Source organism: Streptomyces sp. NBC_00207 (assembly GCF_045160965.1).
Taxonomy (GTDB): domain Bacteria; phylum Actinomycetota; class Actinomycetes; order Streptomycetales; family Streptomycetaceae; genus Streptomyces.
The window spans coordinates 7,613,738-7,630,902 of the sequence record NZ_CP130715.1 but is presented as its reverse complement, the minus strand read 5'-3'; the positions used below and the strand labels follow the sequence as shown (position 1 = coordinate 7,630,902).

The following is a 17,165-nucleotide window of genomic DNA, read 5'->3' as shown; positions in this document are numbered from 1 at the left end:
TATAGTGATCGGCGATCACCAGGCGCGAAGGCCATGTGCGATGCGAGGACCGATGACCACGACCACCGCAAGACGCGCCCGTCCCGGCCGCCCGTCGACCGGGGCGAGGTGATGGCGGGCGGCGACTTCCGGCCCGTCTACCATCCCGCCGGTCACGACAACGAGCTGCGCGTCGCCGTCCAGGACCTGCGCACCGGCCGCTGGGTGTCGATGGCGCAGTTACTGGACCGGACGGACGGCTGGGGGCTGTGGACCCAGCGCACCCAGGTGCTCGCCGCGGTCGCCGCCGGCTCGGACGTGGTCCAGGCCTGGCGCGCGGAGGAGCCGCGCAGCGTCGCCGCGTCCGTCATGCACACCCGTGTCGTCGTCGAACGGGCCGTCCGCGCCCACCGCGCACGGCACCCGCGCACACGCGAGCTGTGGCGGGAGGCGTGGGAGGCCTGCCGTGACACCGCCGAGGCCAGCCCCGCCGACCCCGTGCCGTGGGTCTGCCTGCTCGCCCTCGCCTCCCTCGACGAACACCGCTCGATGGACGAGCACCGGCTCCGCGCGCCCACCGTGATGCTGCCCACCGGACCCTGGGGCATCCTCGCGCAGGCCGACAAGCGCGATCCGCACAACCGCGAGGCGTACCACCGGATGCTCCAGTTCGTGTGTGCGGGCACCCCCGGGCCGCTCACCGAGGCGGCCAACTTCGTGCACTGGGCCGCCGGTTCGGCTGCGCCCGGGTCCGCAGTCCACCTCCTGCCGCTGTACCTGAGCATCGAGCGCTACCGCCGCGAGCGCGGCCAGGAGAGGGCGCTCGACCTGCACTGGGTCGCCGAGGACTCCATCCGTGACGCCGGCCACGCCCTGGACAGCTGGTTCCGGTACGCCGACCTGCGCCGCGCCTCCCCGCTCGACCTGAACCACCTCGCCCACGCCCTGTGGGGAGCCAACCGGTTCGGCGAGGCGGCCCAGGTCTTCGACACGATCGACCGGTACTGGACCACCCTGCCCTGGGCCTACCGCACCCGCGACCCCGCCGACCAGGAACTGGCCGCAGAGGTCTTCCTGCAGGCCCGGTCCCGCAGCCTCGCCGGCCGGGGCTGACCTCCGCTCCCCGCGGCCCCACCGCTTCACCGCCCCACTCCCGCTCCCCGTCCCCGCGCTCCACGAACCCCCGGAGGTACCTCCCCATGTCCCGAACCGCGCCGACCGTCCGCCAGGACCGCAAGGCCCCGCCCCGGCAGGACGAGGAGGAACGCCTGAGGGAACTCGGCTACCAGCCCGTCCTCGCCCGCCGGATGGGCGGCTTCGGCAACTTCGCCATCAGCTTCTCGGTCATATCCGTCCTGTCCGGCTGCATGACCCTCTACGGCTTCGGCCTGGGCACCGGCGGTCCGGCCGTGATGATGTGGGGCTGGGTCGGCGTCGGCCTCTTCGTCCTCTGCGTGGGTCTCGCCCTGGCCGAGGTGACCAGCGCCTATCCCACCTCGGGGGCGCTGTACTACATGGCCGACCGGCTCGGCGGACGCCGCTGGGGCTGGTACACGGGCTGGCTCAACCTGCTCGGCCTGCTCGGCGCCATCGCCGGGATCGACTACGGCGCCGCCCTGTTCACCGGCGCCTTCCTCAACCTCCAGTTCGGTTTCGTGCCCACCGCGGGCTCGACCTTCCTGATCTTCCTCTGCATCCTGCTGCTGCACGCCGTGCTCAACCTGTTCGGCGTCCGCCTCGTCAGCGTGCTCAACTCCGTCAGCGTCTGGTGGCACCTCGCCGGCGTGGCCGTGATCGTCGGCGCCCTGGCCTTCGTCCCCGACCGGCACCAGTCGGCCTCGTTCGTCTTCACCGAGTTCGTCAACGACACCGGCTGGGCCAACCCGTTCTACGTGGCCGCGGTCGGCCTGCTGCTCGCCCAGTACACGTTCTCCGGGTACGACGCCTCCGCGCACCTCTCGGAGGAGACCTCCAACGCCTCCGTCTCCGCCGCCAAGGGCATCGTCCGGGCCATCTGGGTCTCCTGGATCGCCGGGTTCGCGCTGCTCGCGGGCCTCACCTTCGCCATCCAGGACTACGCGGCCGTCCAGGGCAGCGCCACCGGCGTCCCGCCCGCCCAGATCTTCCTCGACGCCCTGGGCTCCGGAGGCGCCACCGCCCTGCTCCTCGTCGTCATCGTCGCGCAGCTCTTCTGCGGCAACGCCGAGGTCGCCGCCGCGAGCCGGATGGTCTTCGCCTTCAGCCGCGACAACGCCCTCCCCGGCTCCGCGCTGTGGCGCAAGGTCAGCAGCCGTACGCAGACCCCGGTCCCGGCCGTCTGGCTCTCGGTCGTCGTCGCGGGCGTCCTGGCGCTCCCCTCCCTCTACTCCGCCACCGCCTACGGCGCCGTGACCGCCATCAACGTCATCGGCATCACTCCGGCCTACGCCATCCCGATCTACCTGCGCCTGCGCGCCGGCAACCGCTTCCAGCCCGGCCCGTGGAACCTGGGCCGCTGGAGCAAGCCGATCGGCTGGACCGCCGTCGTCTGGGTGGCCGTGGTCACCGTCCTGTTCTGCCTGCCCCAGAAGTCGCCGGTCACCATCGACTCGATGAACTACGCCGTGATCGCCCTGGCGGTGGTCCTGGCCCTGGCCAGCGCCTGGTGGTACACCGCCCGCCGCTCGTACGGAACCCCGTCGGCATACGGCAACGCCCGCGAACAGGCCGAGATCGCCGAGGGCATCGTCTGACCCTCCCCCCGCGCACACTGCTCCCGGGCATGACCACGACCATGACCAAGGGGCCGTTCCGGATCTCCCCGGAACGGCCCCTGCCGGGCGACGGCGAAGATGCCGGTCACCCCTTCAACCGGCGCAGGCGTTCCGACCACCGGTGCCAGAGGGCGGCCCCCGGGCGTTCGGCCGTCACGCGGGCCACCTCCTTGGCCGCGCCCGGCACACCGTTCTCCTCGGCCCAGCGGTACCAGTCGATGGCATTCCCGTATGCGCCGCGCTGTTCGTGGGCCCGGGCGCCCTCCAGGATGGCCGCGCCGTCGCCGGCCTTGGCGGCCTCCAGCAGCCAGGACAGGGCCGCCTGCACGTGCTCGTCGTCGCCCACCTTCAGCTGGGTGCGGGCGACCTGTCGCATGGCCTGGATGTTGCCCGCCTGAGCGGCCCGCAGCCGCCATGCGAAGGCGTTGCCGGAGTCCAGTCCCACCAAGGCGAGCATGGCCTCGACGTCGCCGCCCTCGGCAAGGTCGCGGTAGCGCTGTACCGCCTGCCTGAGGTGCTGTTTGCGGTCGACGGAGCGGTTGCTCCGGTCGCGCAGTACGAGGTGCAGCCGGGCGATGTCCCGCTTGGTGGTCCGGTCACCGAGTTGTTCGGCCCGGAGGAGGCACTGCAGGGCATCCGGCAGCCGGTCGCCCCGCTCGTGCTTCGCGGCGGCGGCCCGCAGGGAGGCGGGGGTCGGCTGCGCCCCCTCGGTCGGCGCGGCGAGGCTCGGCGGCGTCCGTACGGCGGCCTTCTTCGAGGCGGGCTCGGCCGCGGCCTTCTTCGGCACGGACTTGGCAGCGGCCTTCTTCCCCGCGGGCTCAGCGGCCGCCTTCTTGGGCGCGGGCTCGGCTGCGGCCTTCTTCTTCGAGGCGGGCTCGGCCGCATTCTTCTTCGGCGCAGGCTCGGCTGCGACCTTCTTCGGCGCGGGCTCCGCTGCCGCCTTCTTCGGCGTGGGCTTCGGCGCGGTGGAACCGGTCGGACCGGTGCCGGCCAGCGCCGCGCGGAGGCGTTCCGCTTCGCCGGCGGCCTTGGGGTGTCCCTGCTCGACGGCGCGCTGGTACCACTTCAGCGCTTCCGGTTCCCGTGCCGTCCGCTCCAGGATCTCCGCCGCCTCGACCATGGCGCCCCGGTGCCCCTTGGCCGCGGCCACGCGGAAGTGGGCCAGCGCGTCCGGAAGGTTGCCCTGCTGCTTCAGCCAACACCCCACCCAGTGCATCGCGTAGGTGTTGCCTGCAGCTGCGGCCCGGCGGTACCAGTCGAGGGATTCGGCCTGCTTCCTGGGATCCCTGGCCAGCAGCTGGGCGGAGATCACCATGGCATCGACATCGCCGGCCTCGGCGGCGCTCCGGTACCAGGTGAGGGCTCTCTGCTCACGCTTCGCCGCCAGGTGCCAACTGGCCAGCGCCAGCATCGACTCCACCCGGCCGTCGCGGGCGGCTGCCTCGTGCTCGTGCATCGGCGCTGCCTCGGCGTCCTCTGCGACCTTCACCTCCTTGGCGACCTTCGCGACCTTCACGTCCTTCGCCTGGGACGACTTGGCGCGGGCCAGCGCCGCGCGGACGCGGGCCACCGCCTCGGGGGCCTTCTCATGGCTGCGCCCCGCGGCCTTCTGGTACCACGCGAGGGCCTCGGCCAGCCCGCCGGGCTCCTGCTCCAGCAGGGCGCCCAGCCGCATCGCCGAGTGGAGGTCCCCGCCCTCGGCCGCCCTCCGGTAGAGGGATGCGGCCTGGTCCCGCTGTTCCGGGATGTGCGCCTCGATCAGTTGAGCCGCCTCCCTCGCACCGGTCGGGTTGCCGGCCTCGGCCGCTCGCCGGAACCAGGACAGCGCTTGCTGCCAGTCGCGGACAGAGCGGCAGGCGGCGGCCACTTGGCGCATGGCCTCCGAGTTCCCGGCTTCGGCGGCGGCCCGGTGGCGGGCGCCGGGCTCACCCGCGTACGCCTTGCCGGCCGAGGCCTTGCGGGCGGGTGCCACTGGTGGACTCGCCGGCGGCGGCGCCACCTTCGGCTCGGCCGGCGGGGGGACCTGCCGCGCGGTCGGCCCGGCGCCGGCCGGGGGCAGGGTGGTCGCCTCGTGGAACGACGCCCTGGGCGGCGCGGGCGCCAAATCGCGCTCACGGACCGAGCGGACGGCCGGCGAAGCGGGCGTGGCGGCACGGGGGTGTCCGGGGCCGGGGGGAACCGGCGGTTCGTGCCCGGGGCGCCGGTGGCGCATCGGTTCCGCCAGGTCCACAGCGAGGTCCGACAGCCCGGCGAGCGCACTCCGCAGCCCGGGAGGCAGCCACTCCTGCTCCTTCGGCGACACGCTCGGCGGCAGCAGCCGGGCCAGCTCCGCCGGCGTCGGCCGGTTCTGCGGGCTCGGCTCCAGGCAGGAGTGGACGATCTTCTCCACGCCGGACGGCAGCCCGTCCAGCCGGCGGTGCCCGTGCAGGATGTTCGACTGGATCTGGGCCTCGGAGCCGGGCCCGAACGGGTGCCGGTTCAGCGCCGCGTAGGCCAGCACCACGCCGAGGGCGAAGACGTCGCTCGCCGGCCCCACCCGCTCGTCCCGGAGCTGTTCGGGCGAGGAGAAGGTGACGGTGCGGGGGGCCGCACCGGAGCCGGTCAGCGTGGCGCTGCCGGCCGGGGAGAGGTTCCGGGCGATCCCGAAGTCGATGACGTACGGTCCGTCTCCGGCCAGCAGGATGTTCGCGAGCTTGAGGTCGCGGTGCACCAGGTCCGCGGCGTGGATGCTCCGCAGGGCGTCGGCCAGGCCGGTCGCCAGGACCCGCCACGTCCGCTGGGGCAGCGGGGCCCCGCAGTGGTCGAGCGCCTCCGCCAGGTCGACCCCGCGGATGTAGCGGGCGGCGAGCCAGGGCTCGGCGGCATGCGTGTCGGCGTCCACCACTTGGGCGGTGTACGTACCGTCGACCGCGCGGGCCGCCTCGACCTCACGGGCGAACCGGCGGCGGAAGCGCTCCGGATTCCCCGCCAGGTGCTCGGGCCTGATCGTCTTGAGCGCCACGCCGCGGCCGAACTCGCTGCGCGCGAAGTAGACGTTCCCCCAGCCGCCCCGGCCCAGCAGGGCGAACAGCCGGTACGGACCGATCGTCTCGGGATCGTCCTCCCGCAGTGGCTCCAAATCGACTCCCCCACCGATCCACCGGCCGTCACTGCACCCCGCGGGGCGCACACCGGAATCGACCCGCCGGTCCCGCAGGGCCGTTCGAACACTCCTACCGCCATGCCGGCCGCGCCTTCGCGGCCGGCGGCCGTGGCCGGGCAACGTGCGCGCCGTCCACAGCTCCCGCGCCGCGCTCAGTCCGTGCTGGTCAGTGCGTCGTTGCCCCGTGCCCGCCTGGGCGGCTTCGCCCGTACGCCATCGCCGCGTTCCCCGGGCCACCGCTGGCCACTGCGCCGCAGGACGACCCCGGGGACGAGCTCGATCTCGTCGTCGGGGCCGAACCCCCGGAACAGTCGCTCCCTCGGCACGCCCCCGGAGCCCTCGTCGAGATGCGGAAGGGGCTGCCACGGCGTGGGCTCACGCCCGGGCCGCAGGGTGCGGATCCGGCTGCGCGCGGTGCTGGCGTCCAGGACCCGGAGGGTGCCCCGACGCGAGACGATCACCAGATGGCGCCGGCTGATCCTGCCCCGGCGGTCGTCCGCGAGATGGCGCTCCCCGATCGAGGCGAGGTGCCCGCGCCCGAGGACGAACTCCCGGCTGTCGTCCTCGGTGAGGTTCTCCCATGCCTGGCAGACGCCGTCGACCAGGATCTTGAGCTGGAGCCGGGGGCGGCGGGGTCCGAGGTCGGCCAGCAGCGTCCCGTGGGACCGGCAGACCACCTTGCCGGATCGGATCGCCGGGCTGGGGTTGCAGGGCGTCCGCGGGCAGCGCCAGGAGCGTTCGAGCACCTCCGAGCGCGGGCGGCCCCGAAAGTCCAGCAGGTTCCGCGCCTTGAGGTCGTCGCGCTCGCCCTCCTGGGAGATCACCCGGTCCGCGAACACCCGCATGTCCCGCAGGACCAGCCGGACCGAGCCGTCGGTACCGCGCCTCGGCTCGAGGAAGTGCTCGCGGTCGCCCTGGATCCACGGGTGCTCTCCCCGGTGCCCGCGGAAGTAGTCGTGGCTGATGACCCTGGTGCCGAACACCTTGGCGTGGTCGAGCAGGTCCGGATCCGCCTTGGCGATCACGGCGATCAGGCCGCGGTCCCGCCAGTCGCGCAGCAGCGCGACCTCGGCGGGGTCGGGGTAGTCCGCATCGGACCGGGGGCCCAGCAGATTGTCGTCGGCGATCGCGTGGACGGTCGCCTCCCGGTCCCCGGTCCACTCCCGCAGCGCCGCGAGCACCAGCCGCAGTCGTTCCAGCGAGCTCGGAGCGCTGCCGCCGAGGTCCCTGTCGCGGACCACGTTCGAGAGGTCGATCAGGTAGTCGGCCTGGGCGGCCTCACCCCGTAACTGACGTTCCATACGGCGGAACGCCGCCAGATCGCTCGCCACGCGTGTCCCGCCCTCTCGCCGATCCCTCCGGTGACAGGAACAGAGGCTATCGGCATCCGGCGCCGCGCACTCCGCCGTCTGCGCAATTCCCGCACTCCGGGGCCCTGTTCGAAAGCCGAGGGCACCCGTCCCGGGAGCCCCGGCCAGAGGCCGGCCCCTGCCTCGCAGACGGACCGGATCGTGCGGGCAGACCTGCCGCGGGGCGCTGAAACCCCGGCGATGCCGCGGGCCCGTACGCCGACACGCGGAACGCCAAAAGGCCGCTCCAGATTGCTCTGAAACGACCTCTGACCTGCGACTTCGTAAAGTCGGGACGACAGGATTTGAACCTGCGACCCCTTGACCCCCAGTCAAGTGCGCTACCAAGCTGCGCCACGTCCCGATGTGCCTTCGACCTGCGGGTTTCCCCGTGCTCGGCGGCACATGCAGAACATTACCGCACGCCGAGGGGTGTCCATGCACCGGTGATCGGCGAGGGGGAGGATGGGGCCGTGAACGCACGGGATCGGGATGGTGAAGGGCGGGCGCGCAGTGCGCGTCCCAGGGATGGGCTGGGGCGGCCGCTGCCCTACGGGGAGGCCGGGGTGGAGCGGCAGCCCGAGGGGGTGGTGCGCCCGCCCGCGGAGACCGTGCGGGAGGCGCAGCGGCTGCTGGACGCCGGGATGCCGTTCCACGCGCACGAGGTGTTCGAGGACGCCTGGAAGTCGGGGCCCGAGGGCGGTGCCCCGCTGTGGCGGGGGCTGGCGCAGCTCGCGGTCGGGCTGACGCACGCCGCGCGCGGCAACGCGGTCGGCGGGGCGCGGCTGCTGCGGCGCGGGGCCGCCGGGATCGAGGAGATGGACGGAGGGCCGTACGGGATCGACGTGCCGGGGCTGGTGCGGTGGGCCCGGGAGCTGGCCGGCCGGGTGGAGGCCGGCGGCCCGGCGGTCGATCCCGTACGGGAGGCGCCGCGGCTAGCCGGCGGCGGGCTGGAGTAGGTCCCAGCGGTTTCCGTACAGGTCCTCGAAGACGGCGACGGAGCCGTACGCCTCGTGGCGCGGCTCCTCCAGGAAGCGGACGCCCTCGGCGGCCATCCGGGCGTGGTCGCGCGTGAAGTCGTCGGTGTAGAGGAAGAAGCCGACGCGGCCGCCGGTCTGGTCGCCGACGCGGGCGCGCTGGGCGTCGTCCTTGGCGCGGGCCAGCAGCAGGGCGGTTTCGGTGGCGCCGGGCGGGCGGACCACGACCCAGCGGGAGCCGTCCGGGCGCGCCGTGTCCTCGGCGAGGTCGAAGCCGAGGGCGCGGGTGTAGAAGTCGATGGCCTCGTCGTAGTCGTTGACGACCAGGGCGGTGAGGGCGATGTGGGACGACATGGTCCTATTGTGCGCCGAGGAGGACGACCTCCAGGGTGCGGGGGCCGTGGACGCCCTCCACCCGGTCCAGTTCGATGTCGCTGGTCGCCGAGGGGCCGGAGATCCAGGTCAGCGGGCGGGTCGGGTCGAGGCGCGCGAGGGCCTGCGGTACGGAGTCGACCAGCTGGTCGGGAACGCGGACCACGCAGACGTGGTGGTCGGGGATCAGGGTGATGCGGCGCCTGCCCTGGTCCGGGCCGCCGTCCAGGACGATCGTGCCGGTCTCGGCGACGGCCAGGGCGCAGCCGGTCACCACGCTGTCGACGGCGTCCAGTTCGTACGGGGTGGACTCGGCGCGGTCCTGGACGAGGGCCGCGTCGGCGGCCGCGAGCCAGTGCGCGGGCAGGGCGGGCGGGACGAGGACCGTGCGGGCGCCGCGTGCGGCGAGGAGCCGGGCGAGGAGGCCGGGGAGGCCGGCCGCGTCGGTGCGGTGGACCTTCGCGCGGTACTCGGACAGGTGGGCGGCCAGCAGGTCGGCGCTCTCGGCGGGGGTGCGGTCGCCGTGCACGCGGAGGTAGTCGCGGGGGATGTCGGCGACGGGTACCGCCGATTCGGCTCCGGCGCCGGGGCCCGGCTGCGCCAGTGCCCGGCGGATGCGGGACAGAATGCGGTCCTTGCTGGTCACTGCGGGTTCCCCCGTTCTCGGGTCCACCAGTCGCGGAAGGATTCGGCGGGTACGGGGGGCAGCTCGCGCGTGTCGGTCCAGGCCCGGCCGGGGCCGGGGAGCCGGCGCGGCGCGAGCCGGCGGGCCCTGGCCAGCAGCCGCTCCCCCGCGCGCAGGGCCCCCGGACGGTCCAGGAGCAGCCGGGCGGCGCGCATGGCGGCCCGTTCGGCGGCGTGGCCGCGGGCGGGGCGGATCCGTACGCGCACGCCGTCCCGCGTCACCGGGCCGCCCTGGGCCACCCGTTCGCGCAGGTGGACGAGGACCTCGGGGATGTCGATGGCGACCGGGCAGACCTCGTAGCAGGCACCGCACAGGGTGGAGGCGTAGGGCAGGGAGGCGTCGATCTCGCTGCCGGTGCCGCGGAGCTGGGGGCTGAGGATGGCGCCGATGGGGCCCGGGTAGACGGAGCCGTAGGCGTGCCCGCCGGCGCGCTCGTAGACCGGGCAGACGTTGAGGCAGGCGGAGCAGCGGATGCAGCGCAGGGCCTGCCGGCCGGTCTCGTCGGCGAGCGTGTCGGTGCGGCCGTTGTCGAGGAGGACGAGGTGGAAGGCGGAGGGCCCGTCGCCGTCCGCCCCTCCCGAAGGGCCCAGCCCGGTCCACATCGTCGTGTACGGGTTCATCCGCTCGGCCGTCGAGGAGCGCGGCAGCGTCTGGAGGAAGATCTCCAGGTCCCGGAAGGTCGGGACGACCTTTTCCACGCCCACGACCGAGATCAGGGTCTCGGGCAGGGTCAGGCACATCCGCCCGTTGCCCTCGGACTCGAAGACGACCATGGTGCCGGTCTCGGCGACCATGAAGTTGGCGCCGGACACGGCGACCTTGGCGCGCAGGAACTTCTCGCGCAGGTGCAGGCGCGCCGCCTCGGCGAGTTCCCGCGGGTCGTCGCCGAGCGGTTCGGGCGCCGGGCGGCCCCAGTTCCCCATCTCCGCGCGGAAGATGTCGCGGATCTCGGCCCGGTTGCGGTGGATGGCCGGGACCAGGATGTGGGAGGGGCGGTCGTGGCCGAGCTGCACGATGAGCTCGGCGAGGTCGGTCTCGTACGCCGCGATCCCGGCGGCCTCCAGGGCCTCGTTGAGCCCGATCTCCTGGGTGGCCATCGACTTGACCTTGACGACCTCCCGCTCCCCGGTGGCCCTGACGAGGTCGGTGACGATCCGGTTGGCCTCGTCCGCGTCGGCGGCCCAGTGGACGGTGCCGCCGGCGGCCGTCACCGCCTCCTCCAACTGCAGCAGGTAGTGGTCGAGATGGCGCAGCGTGTGGTCCTTGACGGCCTTGCCCGCGGCGCGCAGCCCGTCCCAGTCCGCCAGTTCGGCGACGGCCCGCGCCCGCTTGTCGCGGATGGTGTGCGTGGCGTGCCGGAGGTTGGCGCGCAGCACCTCGTCCCGTACGGCCTCACGGGCCGCCCCGGGAAAGGCGGGGAAGGCGGGCATGCCCAGGTGGACGCCGGTCACGGCAGCGGTTCCTCCTCGGTCGAGGCCAGGATCTCCGCGAGGTGCACGGTCCGCAGCGGGGCGTCGGCGCGGCGCAGCAGGCCGTCGAGGTGGGCCAGGCAGGAGTTGTCCGCCCCGCACAGGACCTGCGCGCCGGTGGCGGCGGCAGCCGTGATCTTGTCAGTGCCCATCGCGGCGGACACGTCCGGGTTCTTGACGGCGAAGGTGCCGCCGAATCCGCAGCACTCCTCGGCGCCCGGCAGCTCGACCAGTTGCAGGCCCTCGACGGCGGCCAGCAGCCGCCGCGGCCGGTCCCCGAGGCCGAGGCCGCGCAAACCATGACAGGAAGGGTGATAGGTGACGCTGTGCGGGAAGTACGCGCCCACGTCGGTCACCCCGAGCACATCGACGAGGAACTCCGTCAGCTCGTACACGCGCGGCGCCAGCGAGCGAGCCGCCTCCGCCAGGGCGGTACCGCGCCCTTCGGCCGCCGCCTTCCGGCCGATGCGGGGGTAGTGCTCGCGGATCATCGCGGCGCAGGACCCGGAGGGGGTGACCACGTACGCGTAGCCGGCGAAGGCCTCCGCGGTACGCCGGACGAGTGGTTCCGTCTCGTGCCGGTAGCCGGTGTTGTACTGCGGCTGCCCGCAGCAGCTCTGGCCCGCCGGGAAGTCCACCTCGACGCCGAGCCGCTCCAGCAGACGCACGACGGCGATGCCGGTGCGCGGGTACAGCGCGTCGTTGACGCAGGTGACGAACAGGGCGACGCGCATGACGGGCAGAATAGCCGGGTGAAGAAGTTCTCAGTGATCGGCATAGGCGCGGGCGACCCGGACCATCTGACCCTCCAGGCGGTCAGGGCGATCGGCGCGGCGGACGCATTCCTCATTCTGGAGAAGGGCGAGGAGAAGGCGGATCTGACCGGGCTGCGGCGCGCGATGCTCGACGCGCACGCCCGGCCCGGCCACCGGCTGGTGGAGGGCCGCGACCCGGACCGGGACCGGACCCCCGCGGACTACGCGCCGACGGTGGACGGCTGGCGCAGCGCGCGGGCCGAGATCTTCGAGCGGTTCATCGCGGAGGACCTCGCGGACGGCGAGACCGGGGCGTTCCTGGTGTGGGGCGACCCCTCCCTGTACGACTCCACCCTCGCGATCCTCGACGAGGTGCTGGAGGCCGGCCGGGTGGCCTTCGAGCACGAGGTCGTGCCGGGCATCAGCAGCATCTCCGCGCTGCTGGCACGGCACCGGACCAATCTGAACCGGGTGGGGCGCCCGGTCCAGATCACCACCGGGCGCCGGCTCGCCGAGGGCTGGCCGCAGGACGTGGACGACGTGGTCGTGATGCTCGACGCGCGGCACGCCTTCACCGCCCACCTGGACCAGGACCTCTACATCTACTGGGGGGCCTACGTGGGCACCCCGGACGAGATCCTGGTCTCGGGCAAGCTGGCGGAGGTCGCGGGGCGGATCGAGGAGCTGCGCACCGAGGCCCGCGCCCGCAAGGGCTGGATCATGGACACCTACCTGCTCAGGCGCGGCTGACGGCCCGGGCGAGGTACTCGGGCAGGGCGGCGGCGAGCCGGGCGTACTCCCGGGGCCGGTTGTAGATCTGCCCGCACACGCGGATGCCGCCGCCGCCCGGCCACGGCCAGACCAGCACACGGACGCGCAGCCGGGCCGCGAGCTCCTCGCGCAGGGCGCGGGCGCGGTCCGGGGTCTCGGCGACTCCGGGCGGCAGCCGCAGGGCGCGCATGGCGAGGCCGTCCGTGTGCGGGAGGGGTTCGAGCCCGGGGATCCCCGCGAGCAGCGCCGCGCCGTGGGCGGCGAGGGCGCTGTTGTGGGCCCGGACCTTGGCCGCGTCGAGGCGTTCGATGAGGTCCAGTCCGTCGGGGGCGGCGAGCCAGCCGGTGTAGTCGGCGGTCGCGCGGTTCTCGACGGACCGCGGGAAGCCGTACAGGTCCTCCCAGGACGGTACGAGCGCGCGGATCCGGTGGCGGTGCTGCGGGGCGACGGCGAGGATCGCGGTGCCGGAGGGCGCGTAGCCCCACTTGTGGAGGTTGCCGAACCAGAAGTCGGCGCCGCCGGCGAGGGGGTCGGCGAGCATGCCGGGGGCGTGGGCGCCGTCGACGACGGTGGTGACTCCGCGTTCCCGCAGGTCGGCGAGGAGCCGGGGCGTGGCGATGATCCGGGCGGTGGGCGAGCTGACGTGGTCGAGCACGGCCACCCGGGTACGGGGCGTCAGCGCGGCCAGCACGGTCTCGCGTACGGCGTCCTCGTCGGGCAGGTGGGGGTCCAGGGCGACGGTGGTGACCGGGGCGCGGCGGGCGGCGGCCGCGACGACCGTGCCGTAGCCGTGGTCGGTCACCAGGATCTCGTCACCCCCCGCGAGCGGGACGGCGTCGAGGGGGAGGTTGGCGCCCTCGGTGGCGTTGGAGATGAACGCGAGCCCGTCGGGGTCGGCGCCGAGGTGCGCGGCGATCCGCGTTCGGGCCGCGGCGAGGCGGTCGGGGACGGCGATGAAGAAGGCGTCGGGATCGGCGTGCGCCTCCGCGCGGAGCGCGGCCTGGACCTCCTGCACGGGGACGGGGACGGCCCCGAAGGAGCCGTGGTTCAGGTGGGCGACGCTCGGGTCCAGGCGGAACAGCTCGGGCCCGCCGGGGAACCCTGCGGGCGGCTCGGCGGTGTGCCCTGCGGGCGGCTCGGCGGGGACATCGGCGGCGGGGCGTGTCGGCTCGGGCATGCGACCTCCGGGTGTGCGGCGCGGCTGTCGCCCGGATCATCCCCCGGCGGCCGCCGATGCCGGAAGACCGCCGCCGACGGGCCCCTGCCGCGCGGGTCCCTGGGGCTCCGCCCCAGACCCCGCTCCTCAAACGCCGGAGGGGCTGAATACGGCTACGGTTCGCGGCCGCTCGTTGCCGCGTAGTACTGGAGATCCTGGACCTCCACCGCGTGGTCCACCCGGTACGGCAGGTCGACCTTCGCCGCGGCCTTGCCGTCCCGGACGATCTGCGCCGAGCTGGTGCCCGCCTTCAGCGGCAGCAGCTGCGAGTGGATCCCGGCCGGGGCCTCGTGGCTGCCCTTCGCGGATCCGACGGTCGTACGGACGACGGCGGGCCCGGAGAGGAAGCTGAGCACCTCCACCGTGTCCCGGGGCGGGGCGCTCCCCTTGCGCAGCGACATCACCAGCGACTGGTCGCCCGTCGGGTCGGCGTTCGCGAACTGGGTGCGCGCGCTGAGGTAGAGGGTGTCCCGGACGATCTTCGGCCAGCTGCCCGTCTTGAACCGGGTCAGGTAGTACGAGCTCAGGTCCAGGTAGGCGTGCCCGTTGTGCAGGGAGGGTGCGAACTGGCTGCCCTCCGAATAGTCGTTCCAGGTGGTGAGCTGCACCCAGTCGGCGCCGTCCTCGATGGCGTGCGTCCAGGTGGAGCGCAGGGTCGCGGTGTTGCCGGCCTCGTCGTAGATGCCCTGGTTGGGGCGGGCGTCCTGGACCGACACGGGCTGCATCCAGATCTTGCCCATGCCGTGGGCCCGCTGGACGTCGCGCGTGGAGCTCTCCTGGCCGACGTAGCTGCGGCTGCCCCACTCGGAGAACCCGTGGCTGATCGGGGCGAACTCCCCGCTGTGGGCGCCGAAGTCGAGGAAGAGGGGAACGAAGGCGGTGCGGATGCCGTGTTCGGACTTGAGGGCGCCGATCACCTCGGTCCACCAGGCCACGCCCTTCGCCTCCGCCTTGAACGGGGAGACGACGAGGCGGCCGTCGGGGAGCCGGTGTGCGGCGGGGGCGTCGGCGAGGGTGGCGATCGCCTTCGCGAGCTCGCGGGGGTCGTCGGTCTTCAGCGAGGTCATGTCCGGCATCAGCATGATCCTGAACGCCGGATCCACCGAACGGGCCGCCGCCATCAGCAGGTTGGAGCGGTCCCAGTTCTTGCCGGAGAGGGAGAGGAGGTCGAGGGTGAAGCCGTCGATGCCCGCCGCGCGGGCCGTGCGCACCTCCTGCTGGAGGTTGGCGTACTCCCAGTCGCCGCTCTTCGGTGCCACGGGCAGCGGCCGGTCGCGCAGCAGGCCGCCGTACTTGCCGTGCTTGCCGCTCTCGCCGTCGGGGTCGAGGTAGTTGCGGGTGTAGTAGTCGTTGTCCGCGCTCGCGTTGTCGAGGGAGAGCGGGTACGGGGTGAAGTAGTGGGCGAACACCAGCTTCTTGCCCGCTTCGCCGGAGCGCAGGGCGGCCGGCTGCGGCATGTCGAAGGGCAGGGCGCCGGTGGGGCGCTCGGCACCGGTGTCCACCGCGCCCTGGGGGTTGCCCTTGGCGGCCGCGCCCTTGGTGGGCGCCGGGGTCGCGGCCGGCTGCGGGGTGGCCGGTCCGGTGGCGCCGGCCGTGGCGCCTCCGTCGGGCCCAACGGCCTGCGGGAGGTCGACGGCCGGGGCCGAACCGCTCTGTACGGAGGCCCCGTTGTAGGGGTCCCAGGCGATGCCGGTGGCCGCGCAGACACCGACCAGGAAGAAGGCGGACAGCACCAGGGTGAGCAGCGGTCTTCGGCCGCGGGAGCCCCGCCGCCGGCGGTGCGACGCGGGCCGGGGCACGCCGACCGCGCCGGACGCGCGCGTCGGGCGCCGCCTCCCGCGGCCCCTCCCGTGCTCCGTCCCGTGCTCCGTTCGACGGTCCGCTGTCATCCTGGTCCCTCCCGCGCATATGCCCCGAGCGGGGGCTGCACAGCAGTAGAGCCCATTCCCGGCGTGCGGACAACCGTTCCCAGGCGCCCGGGCCCGGGCACGTACGTCACCCGCACCACCGGAACTACGCCGCCGCGCCGACGCCCGGGCGGCGGGCAGCGGGCAGGCGGCAGGCGGGCCCACGGGAGGGTTCAGCCGGAGCGGGCGGCGGCGATGTCGGCGTTCTCCAGGATCCCGATCGCGTCCGGTACCAGGATCGCCACCGAGTAGTAGGAGCTGACCAGGTAGGACATCACCGACTTCTGGTCGATCCCCATGCAGCGGACGTTCAGGCCCGGTTCGATCTGTTCGGGGATCGCGGCCGGGCGCAGGCCGATGACCCCTCCGTTGTCCTCCCCGGTGCGCAGGGCCAGGATCGAGCTGGTGTGCCCGCCAACGACCGGGATCTTTCCGCAGGGCAGCAGCGGGACTCCGCGCCAGGCGGGCACCTGCTTGCCGTGCACGTCCACGGTGTCGAGGGTGAGGCCGCGCTTGTTGCACTCACGGAGGAAGGCGGCGACGGCCTTGGGGTGCGCGAGGAAGAAGGCGGTTCCCCGGCGCATGCTGAGCAGGTCGTCCATGTCGTCGGGGGTGGGCGGGCCGGACCAGGTGCTGATGCGCTGCCCGTAGTCGGCGTTGTGCAGGAGGCCGAACTCCCGGTTGTTGAGCAGTTCGGACTCCTCGCGCTCGCGCATCGCCTCGACGGTCAGCCGCAGCTGCTGCTCGAACTGGTTCATCGGGTCGTTGTAGAGGTCGGCGACCCGCGTGTGGATCTGCAGGACGGTCTGGGCGAGGCTCAGCTCGTACTCGCGCGGGCTCAGCTCGTAGTCGGCGAAGGTCGCGGGCAGCCGGGCCTCGCCCTCGTGGCCGGAGGCGAGTTCGATGTCGGCCTCGCCCCGCCGGTTGACGGGCCGCAGGCCGTTCTCGACGTACTGCTCCAGGTGGGTCCGCAGGCTCTCCGAGCGGCCCAGCACCTCCTGGAAGGCGCTCCACCGCAGGACCATGGCGGTGCCCGCGGTGGCCGCCCGCACGGTGTACGCCCAGCGCGGGTCGGCCTGGCCGAGGGCGTCGTCGCCGAGCTGGTCCCCGTCGGCGACCACGCCGAGGAGTTCGCTGCCGCCGTACTTGCCCGACGCCCGCTTCTCGACCCGGCCGTGGGCGATGATGAACACCTCGGCGACGGGGGCGCCCGCCTCGACGAGGACGTCTCCGGCGCGCAGGTCGCGCTTGACGAAGCGCCGGGCCAGTTCCTCCAGGACGGCGGCTTCGGCGTAGCCCTTGAGGACGGGCAGTTCGGTGAGGGTGGGGGCGAGGATGCGTACGTCGTCCGCGCCTGCCTGGACGAAGGAGACCCGGCCGCGCCCGACGGCATGGGTCAGCCGGCGGTTGACGCGGTAGGTGCCGGCTCCCAGGTCCACCCAGGGCAGCATGCGCAGCAGCCAGCGCGAGCTGATGCCCTGCATCTGGGGGACGGACTTGGTGGTCGTCGCGAGATTGCGGGCCGCGGCGGTGCTCAGGCTCAGCTGCCGGTCGTCTGCGGGGTCCAGGAGTGGCTGCGCCTCTGCGGTCATGCGGGGTTCCTCCCTGCGTCGGTCCACGCGGAGCGTGCTGCACGCTCACCGTGGGGCGCGGGGCGCGGGGCGCGGTAGCCGCCCCGGCCCGGAGGCTGTTGAAAATCCCCGGCGGTTGAAGGCCTGCACTCCTGTGCGAACTCCCGGGCGTGCGTACACCCGTGCAGGTATTCAACGCTGCCGGATCCTCAACGGGCC

General features: G+C 73.6%; 13 protein-coding genes and 1 tRNA gene. 4 read left to right on the top strand and 10 right to left on the bottom strand.

Annotated elements, in window-relative coordinates; all coding sequences use genetic code 11:
• Positions 1 to 111 precede the first annotated feature (111 nt).
• Both OG472_RS35430 and OG472_RS35425 read left to right on the top strand, forming a co-directional pair.
• Complete coding sequence (locus OG472_RS35430) at positions 112 to 1,092, top strand: hypothetical protein (protein ID WP_405943230.1); 981 nt, start codon at positions 112 to 114, stop codon at positions 1,090 to 1,092.
• A gap of 86 nt (positions 1,093 to 1,178) precedes the next feature.
• On the top strand, positions 1,179 to 2,711 hold the full coding sequence (locus tag OG472_RS35425) for an amino acid permease (protein WP_405942413.1): 1,533 nt from the start codon (positions 1,179 to 1,181) through the stop codon (positions 2,709 to 2,711).
• A 106-nt stretch (positions 2,712 to 2,817) separates the two neighbouring features.
• On the opposite strand, the gene OG472_RS35420 is transcribed toward OG472_RS35425, so the two are convergent.
• The 3 genes from OG472_RS35420 to OG472_RS35410 all read right to left on the bottom strand — a co-directional run bounded on the left by OG472_RS35420 (position 2,818) and on the right by OG472_RS35410 (position 7,587).
• Positions 2,818 to 5,850, bottom strand: coding sequence for a protein kinase domain-containing protein (locus OG472_RS35420; protein WP_405942412.1), 3,033 nt, complete (start codon positions 5,848 to 5,850; stop codon positions 2,818 to 2,820).
• Positions 5,851 to 6,026: 176 nt separating this feature from the next.
• A complete protein-coding gene (locus OG472_RS35415) occupies positions 6,027 to 7,175 on the bottom strand; it encodes an FHA domain-containing protein (RefSeq protein WP_401605229.1) in 1,149 nt (382 codons plus the stop codon).
• A 338-nt stretch (positions 7,176 to 7,513) separates the two neighbouring features.
• Positions 7,514 to 7,587: transfer RNA gene (locus tag OG472_RS35410), tRNA-Pro, on the bottom strand.
• A 109-nt stretch (positions 7,588 to 7,696) separates the two neighbouring features.
• Between OG472_RS35410 and OG472_RS35405 the strand changes: the two genes are divergently transcribed.
• Positions 7,697 to 8,182, top strand: coding sequence for a DUF309 domain-containing protein (locus OG472_RS35405; protein WP_401605142.1), 486 nt, complete (start codon positions 7,697 to 7,699; stop codon positions 8,180 to 8,182).
• Here the strand turns inward: OG472_RS35405 and OG472_RS35400 are convergent.
• From OG472_RS35400 to OG472_RS35385, 4 genes are read right to left on the bottom strand one after another with little or no spacing between them, the layout of a single operon-like run.
• The gene (locus OG472_RS35400) at positions 8,159 to 8,554 is read right to left on the bottom strand and encodes a VOC family protein (protein WP_405942411.1); all 396 of its coding nucleotides are present in this window, start codon (positions 8,552 to 8,554) and stop codon (positions 8,159 to 8,161) included. The two genes, OG472_RS35405 and OG472_RS35400, sit on opposite strands and share 24 nt — an antisense overlap.
• Before the next feature lie 4 nt (positions 8,555 to 8,558).
• Positions 8,559 to 9,218, bottom strand: coding sequence for a lactate utilization protein C (locus tag OG472_RS35395; RefSeq protein WP_401605138.1), 660 nt, complete (start codon positions 9,216 to 9,218; stop codon positions 8,559 to 8,561).
• Positions 9,215 to 10,687 (bottom strand): lactate utilization protein B, encoded by a 1,473-nt coding sequence (locus OG472_RS35390; protein WP_405943229.1) that lies wholly within the window; start codon positions 10,685 to 10,687, stop codon positions 9,215 to 9,217. The genes OG472_RS35395 and OG472_RS35390 overlap by 4 nt, the downstream gene beginning before the upstream one ends.
• Positions 10,688 to 10,704: 17 nt before the next feature.
• The gene (locus OG472_RS35385; protein WP_401605135.1) at positions 10,705 to 11,460 is read right to left on the bottom strand and encodes a (Fe-S)-binding protein; all 756 of its coding nucleotides are present in this window, start codon (positions 11,458 to 11,460) and stop codon (positions 10,705 to 10,707) included.
• An 18-nt stretch (positions 11,461 to 11,478) separates the two neighbouring features.
• Here OG472_RS35385 and cobF point away from each other — a divergent pair, with 18 nt between their 5' ends.
• Positions 11,479 to 12,231, top strand: a complete 753-nt coding sequence (gene cobF / locus OG472_RS35380) for a precorrin-6A synthase (deacetylating) (RefSeq protein ID WP_401605132.1) — start codon at positions 11,479 to 11,481, stop codon at positions 12,229 to 12,231.
• Here cobF and OG472_RS35375 read toward each other — a convergent pair.
• The 3 genes from OG472_RS35375 to OG472_RS35365 all read right to left on the bottom strand — a co-directional run bounded on the left by OG472_RS35375 (position 12,218) and on the right by OG472_RS35365 (position 16,967).
• Positions 12,218 to 13,429: an aminotransferase class V-fold PLP-dependent enzyme gene (locus OG472_RS35375; protein WP_405942410.1), complete on the bottom strand. Its 1,212-nt coding sequence runs from the start codon at positions 13,427 to 13,429 to the stop codon at positions 12,218 to 12,220. The genes cobF and OG472_RS35375 overlap by 14 nt on opposite strands.
• A gap of 152 nt (positions 13,430 to 13,581) precedes the next feature.
• Positions 13,582 to 15,267 carry a glycoside hydrolase family 71 protein gene (locus OG472_RS35370; protein WP_405942409.1) on the bottom strand — a complete coding sequence of 562 codons (1,686 nt, stop codon included), beginning with the start codon at positions 15,265 to 15,267 and terminating at the stop codon, positions 13,582 to 13,584.
• Positions 15,268 to 15,548: 281 nt separating this feature from the next.
• Entirely contained in the window at positions 15,549 to 16,967 is a 1,419-nt protein-coding gene (locus OG472_RS35365; protein ID WP_405942408.1) for a family 2B encapsulin nanocompartment shell protein, read from the bottom strand.
• Positions 16,968 to 17,165 lie beyond the last annotated feature (198 nt).

Excerpts from the sequence above, each read along its gene's own strand:
- OG472_RS35430 (WP_405943230.1), top strand. The coding sequence starts at position 112 with ATGGCGGGCGGCGACTTCCGGCCCGTCTACCATCCCGCCGGTCACGAC.
- OG472_RS35425 (WP_405942413.1), top strand. The coding sequence starts at position 1,179 with ATGTCCCGAACCGCGCCGACCGTCCGCCAGGACCGCAAGGCCCCGCCC.
- OG472_RS35415 (WP_401605229.1), bottom strand. The coding sequence starts at position 7,175 with ATGGAACGTCAGTTACGGGGTGAGGCCGCCCAGGCCGACTACCTGATC.
- OG472_RS35400 (WP_405942411.1), bottom strand. The coding sequence starts at position 8,554 with ATGTCGTCCCACATCGCCCTCACCGCCCTGGTCGTCAACGACTACGAC.
- OG472_RS35390 (WP_405943229.1), bottom strand. The coding sequence starts at position 10,687 with ATGCCCGCCTTCCCCGCCTTTCCCGGGGCGGCCCGTGAGGCCGTACGG.
- OG472_RS35385 (WP_401605135.1), bottom strand. The coding sequence starts at position 11,460 with ATGCGCGTCGCCCTGTTCGTCACCTGCGTCAACGACGCGCTGTACCCG.
- OG472_RS35375 (WP_405942410.1), bottom strand. The coding sequence starts at position 13,429 with ATGCCCGAGCCGACACGCCCCGCCGCCGATGTCCCCGCCGAGCCGCCC.
- OG472_RS35365 (WP_405942408.1), bottom strand. The coding sequence starts at position 16,967 with ATGACCGCAGAGGCGCAGCCACTCCTGGACCCCGCAGACGACCGGCAG.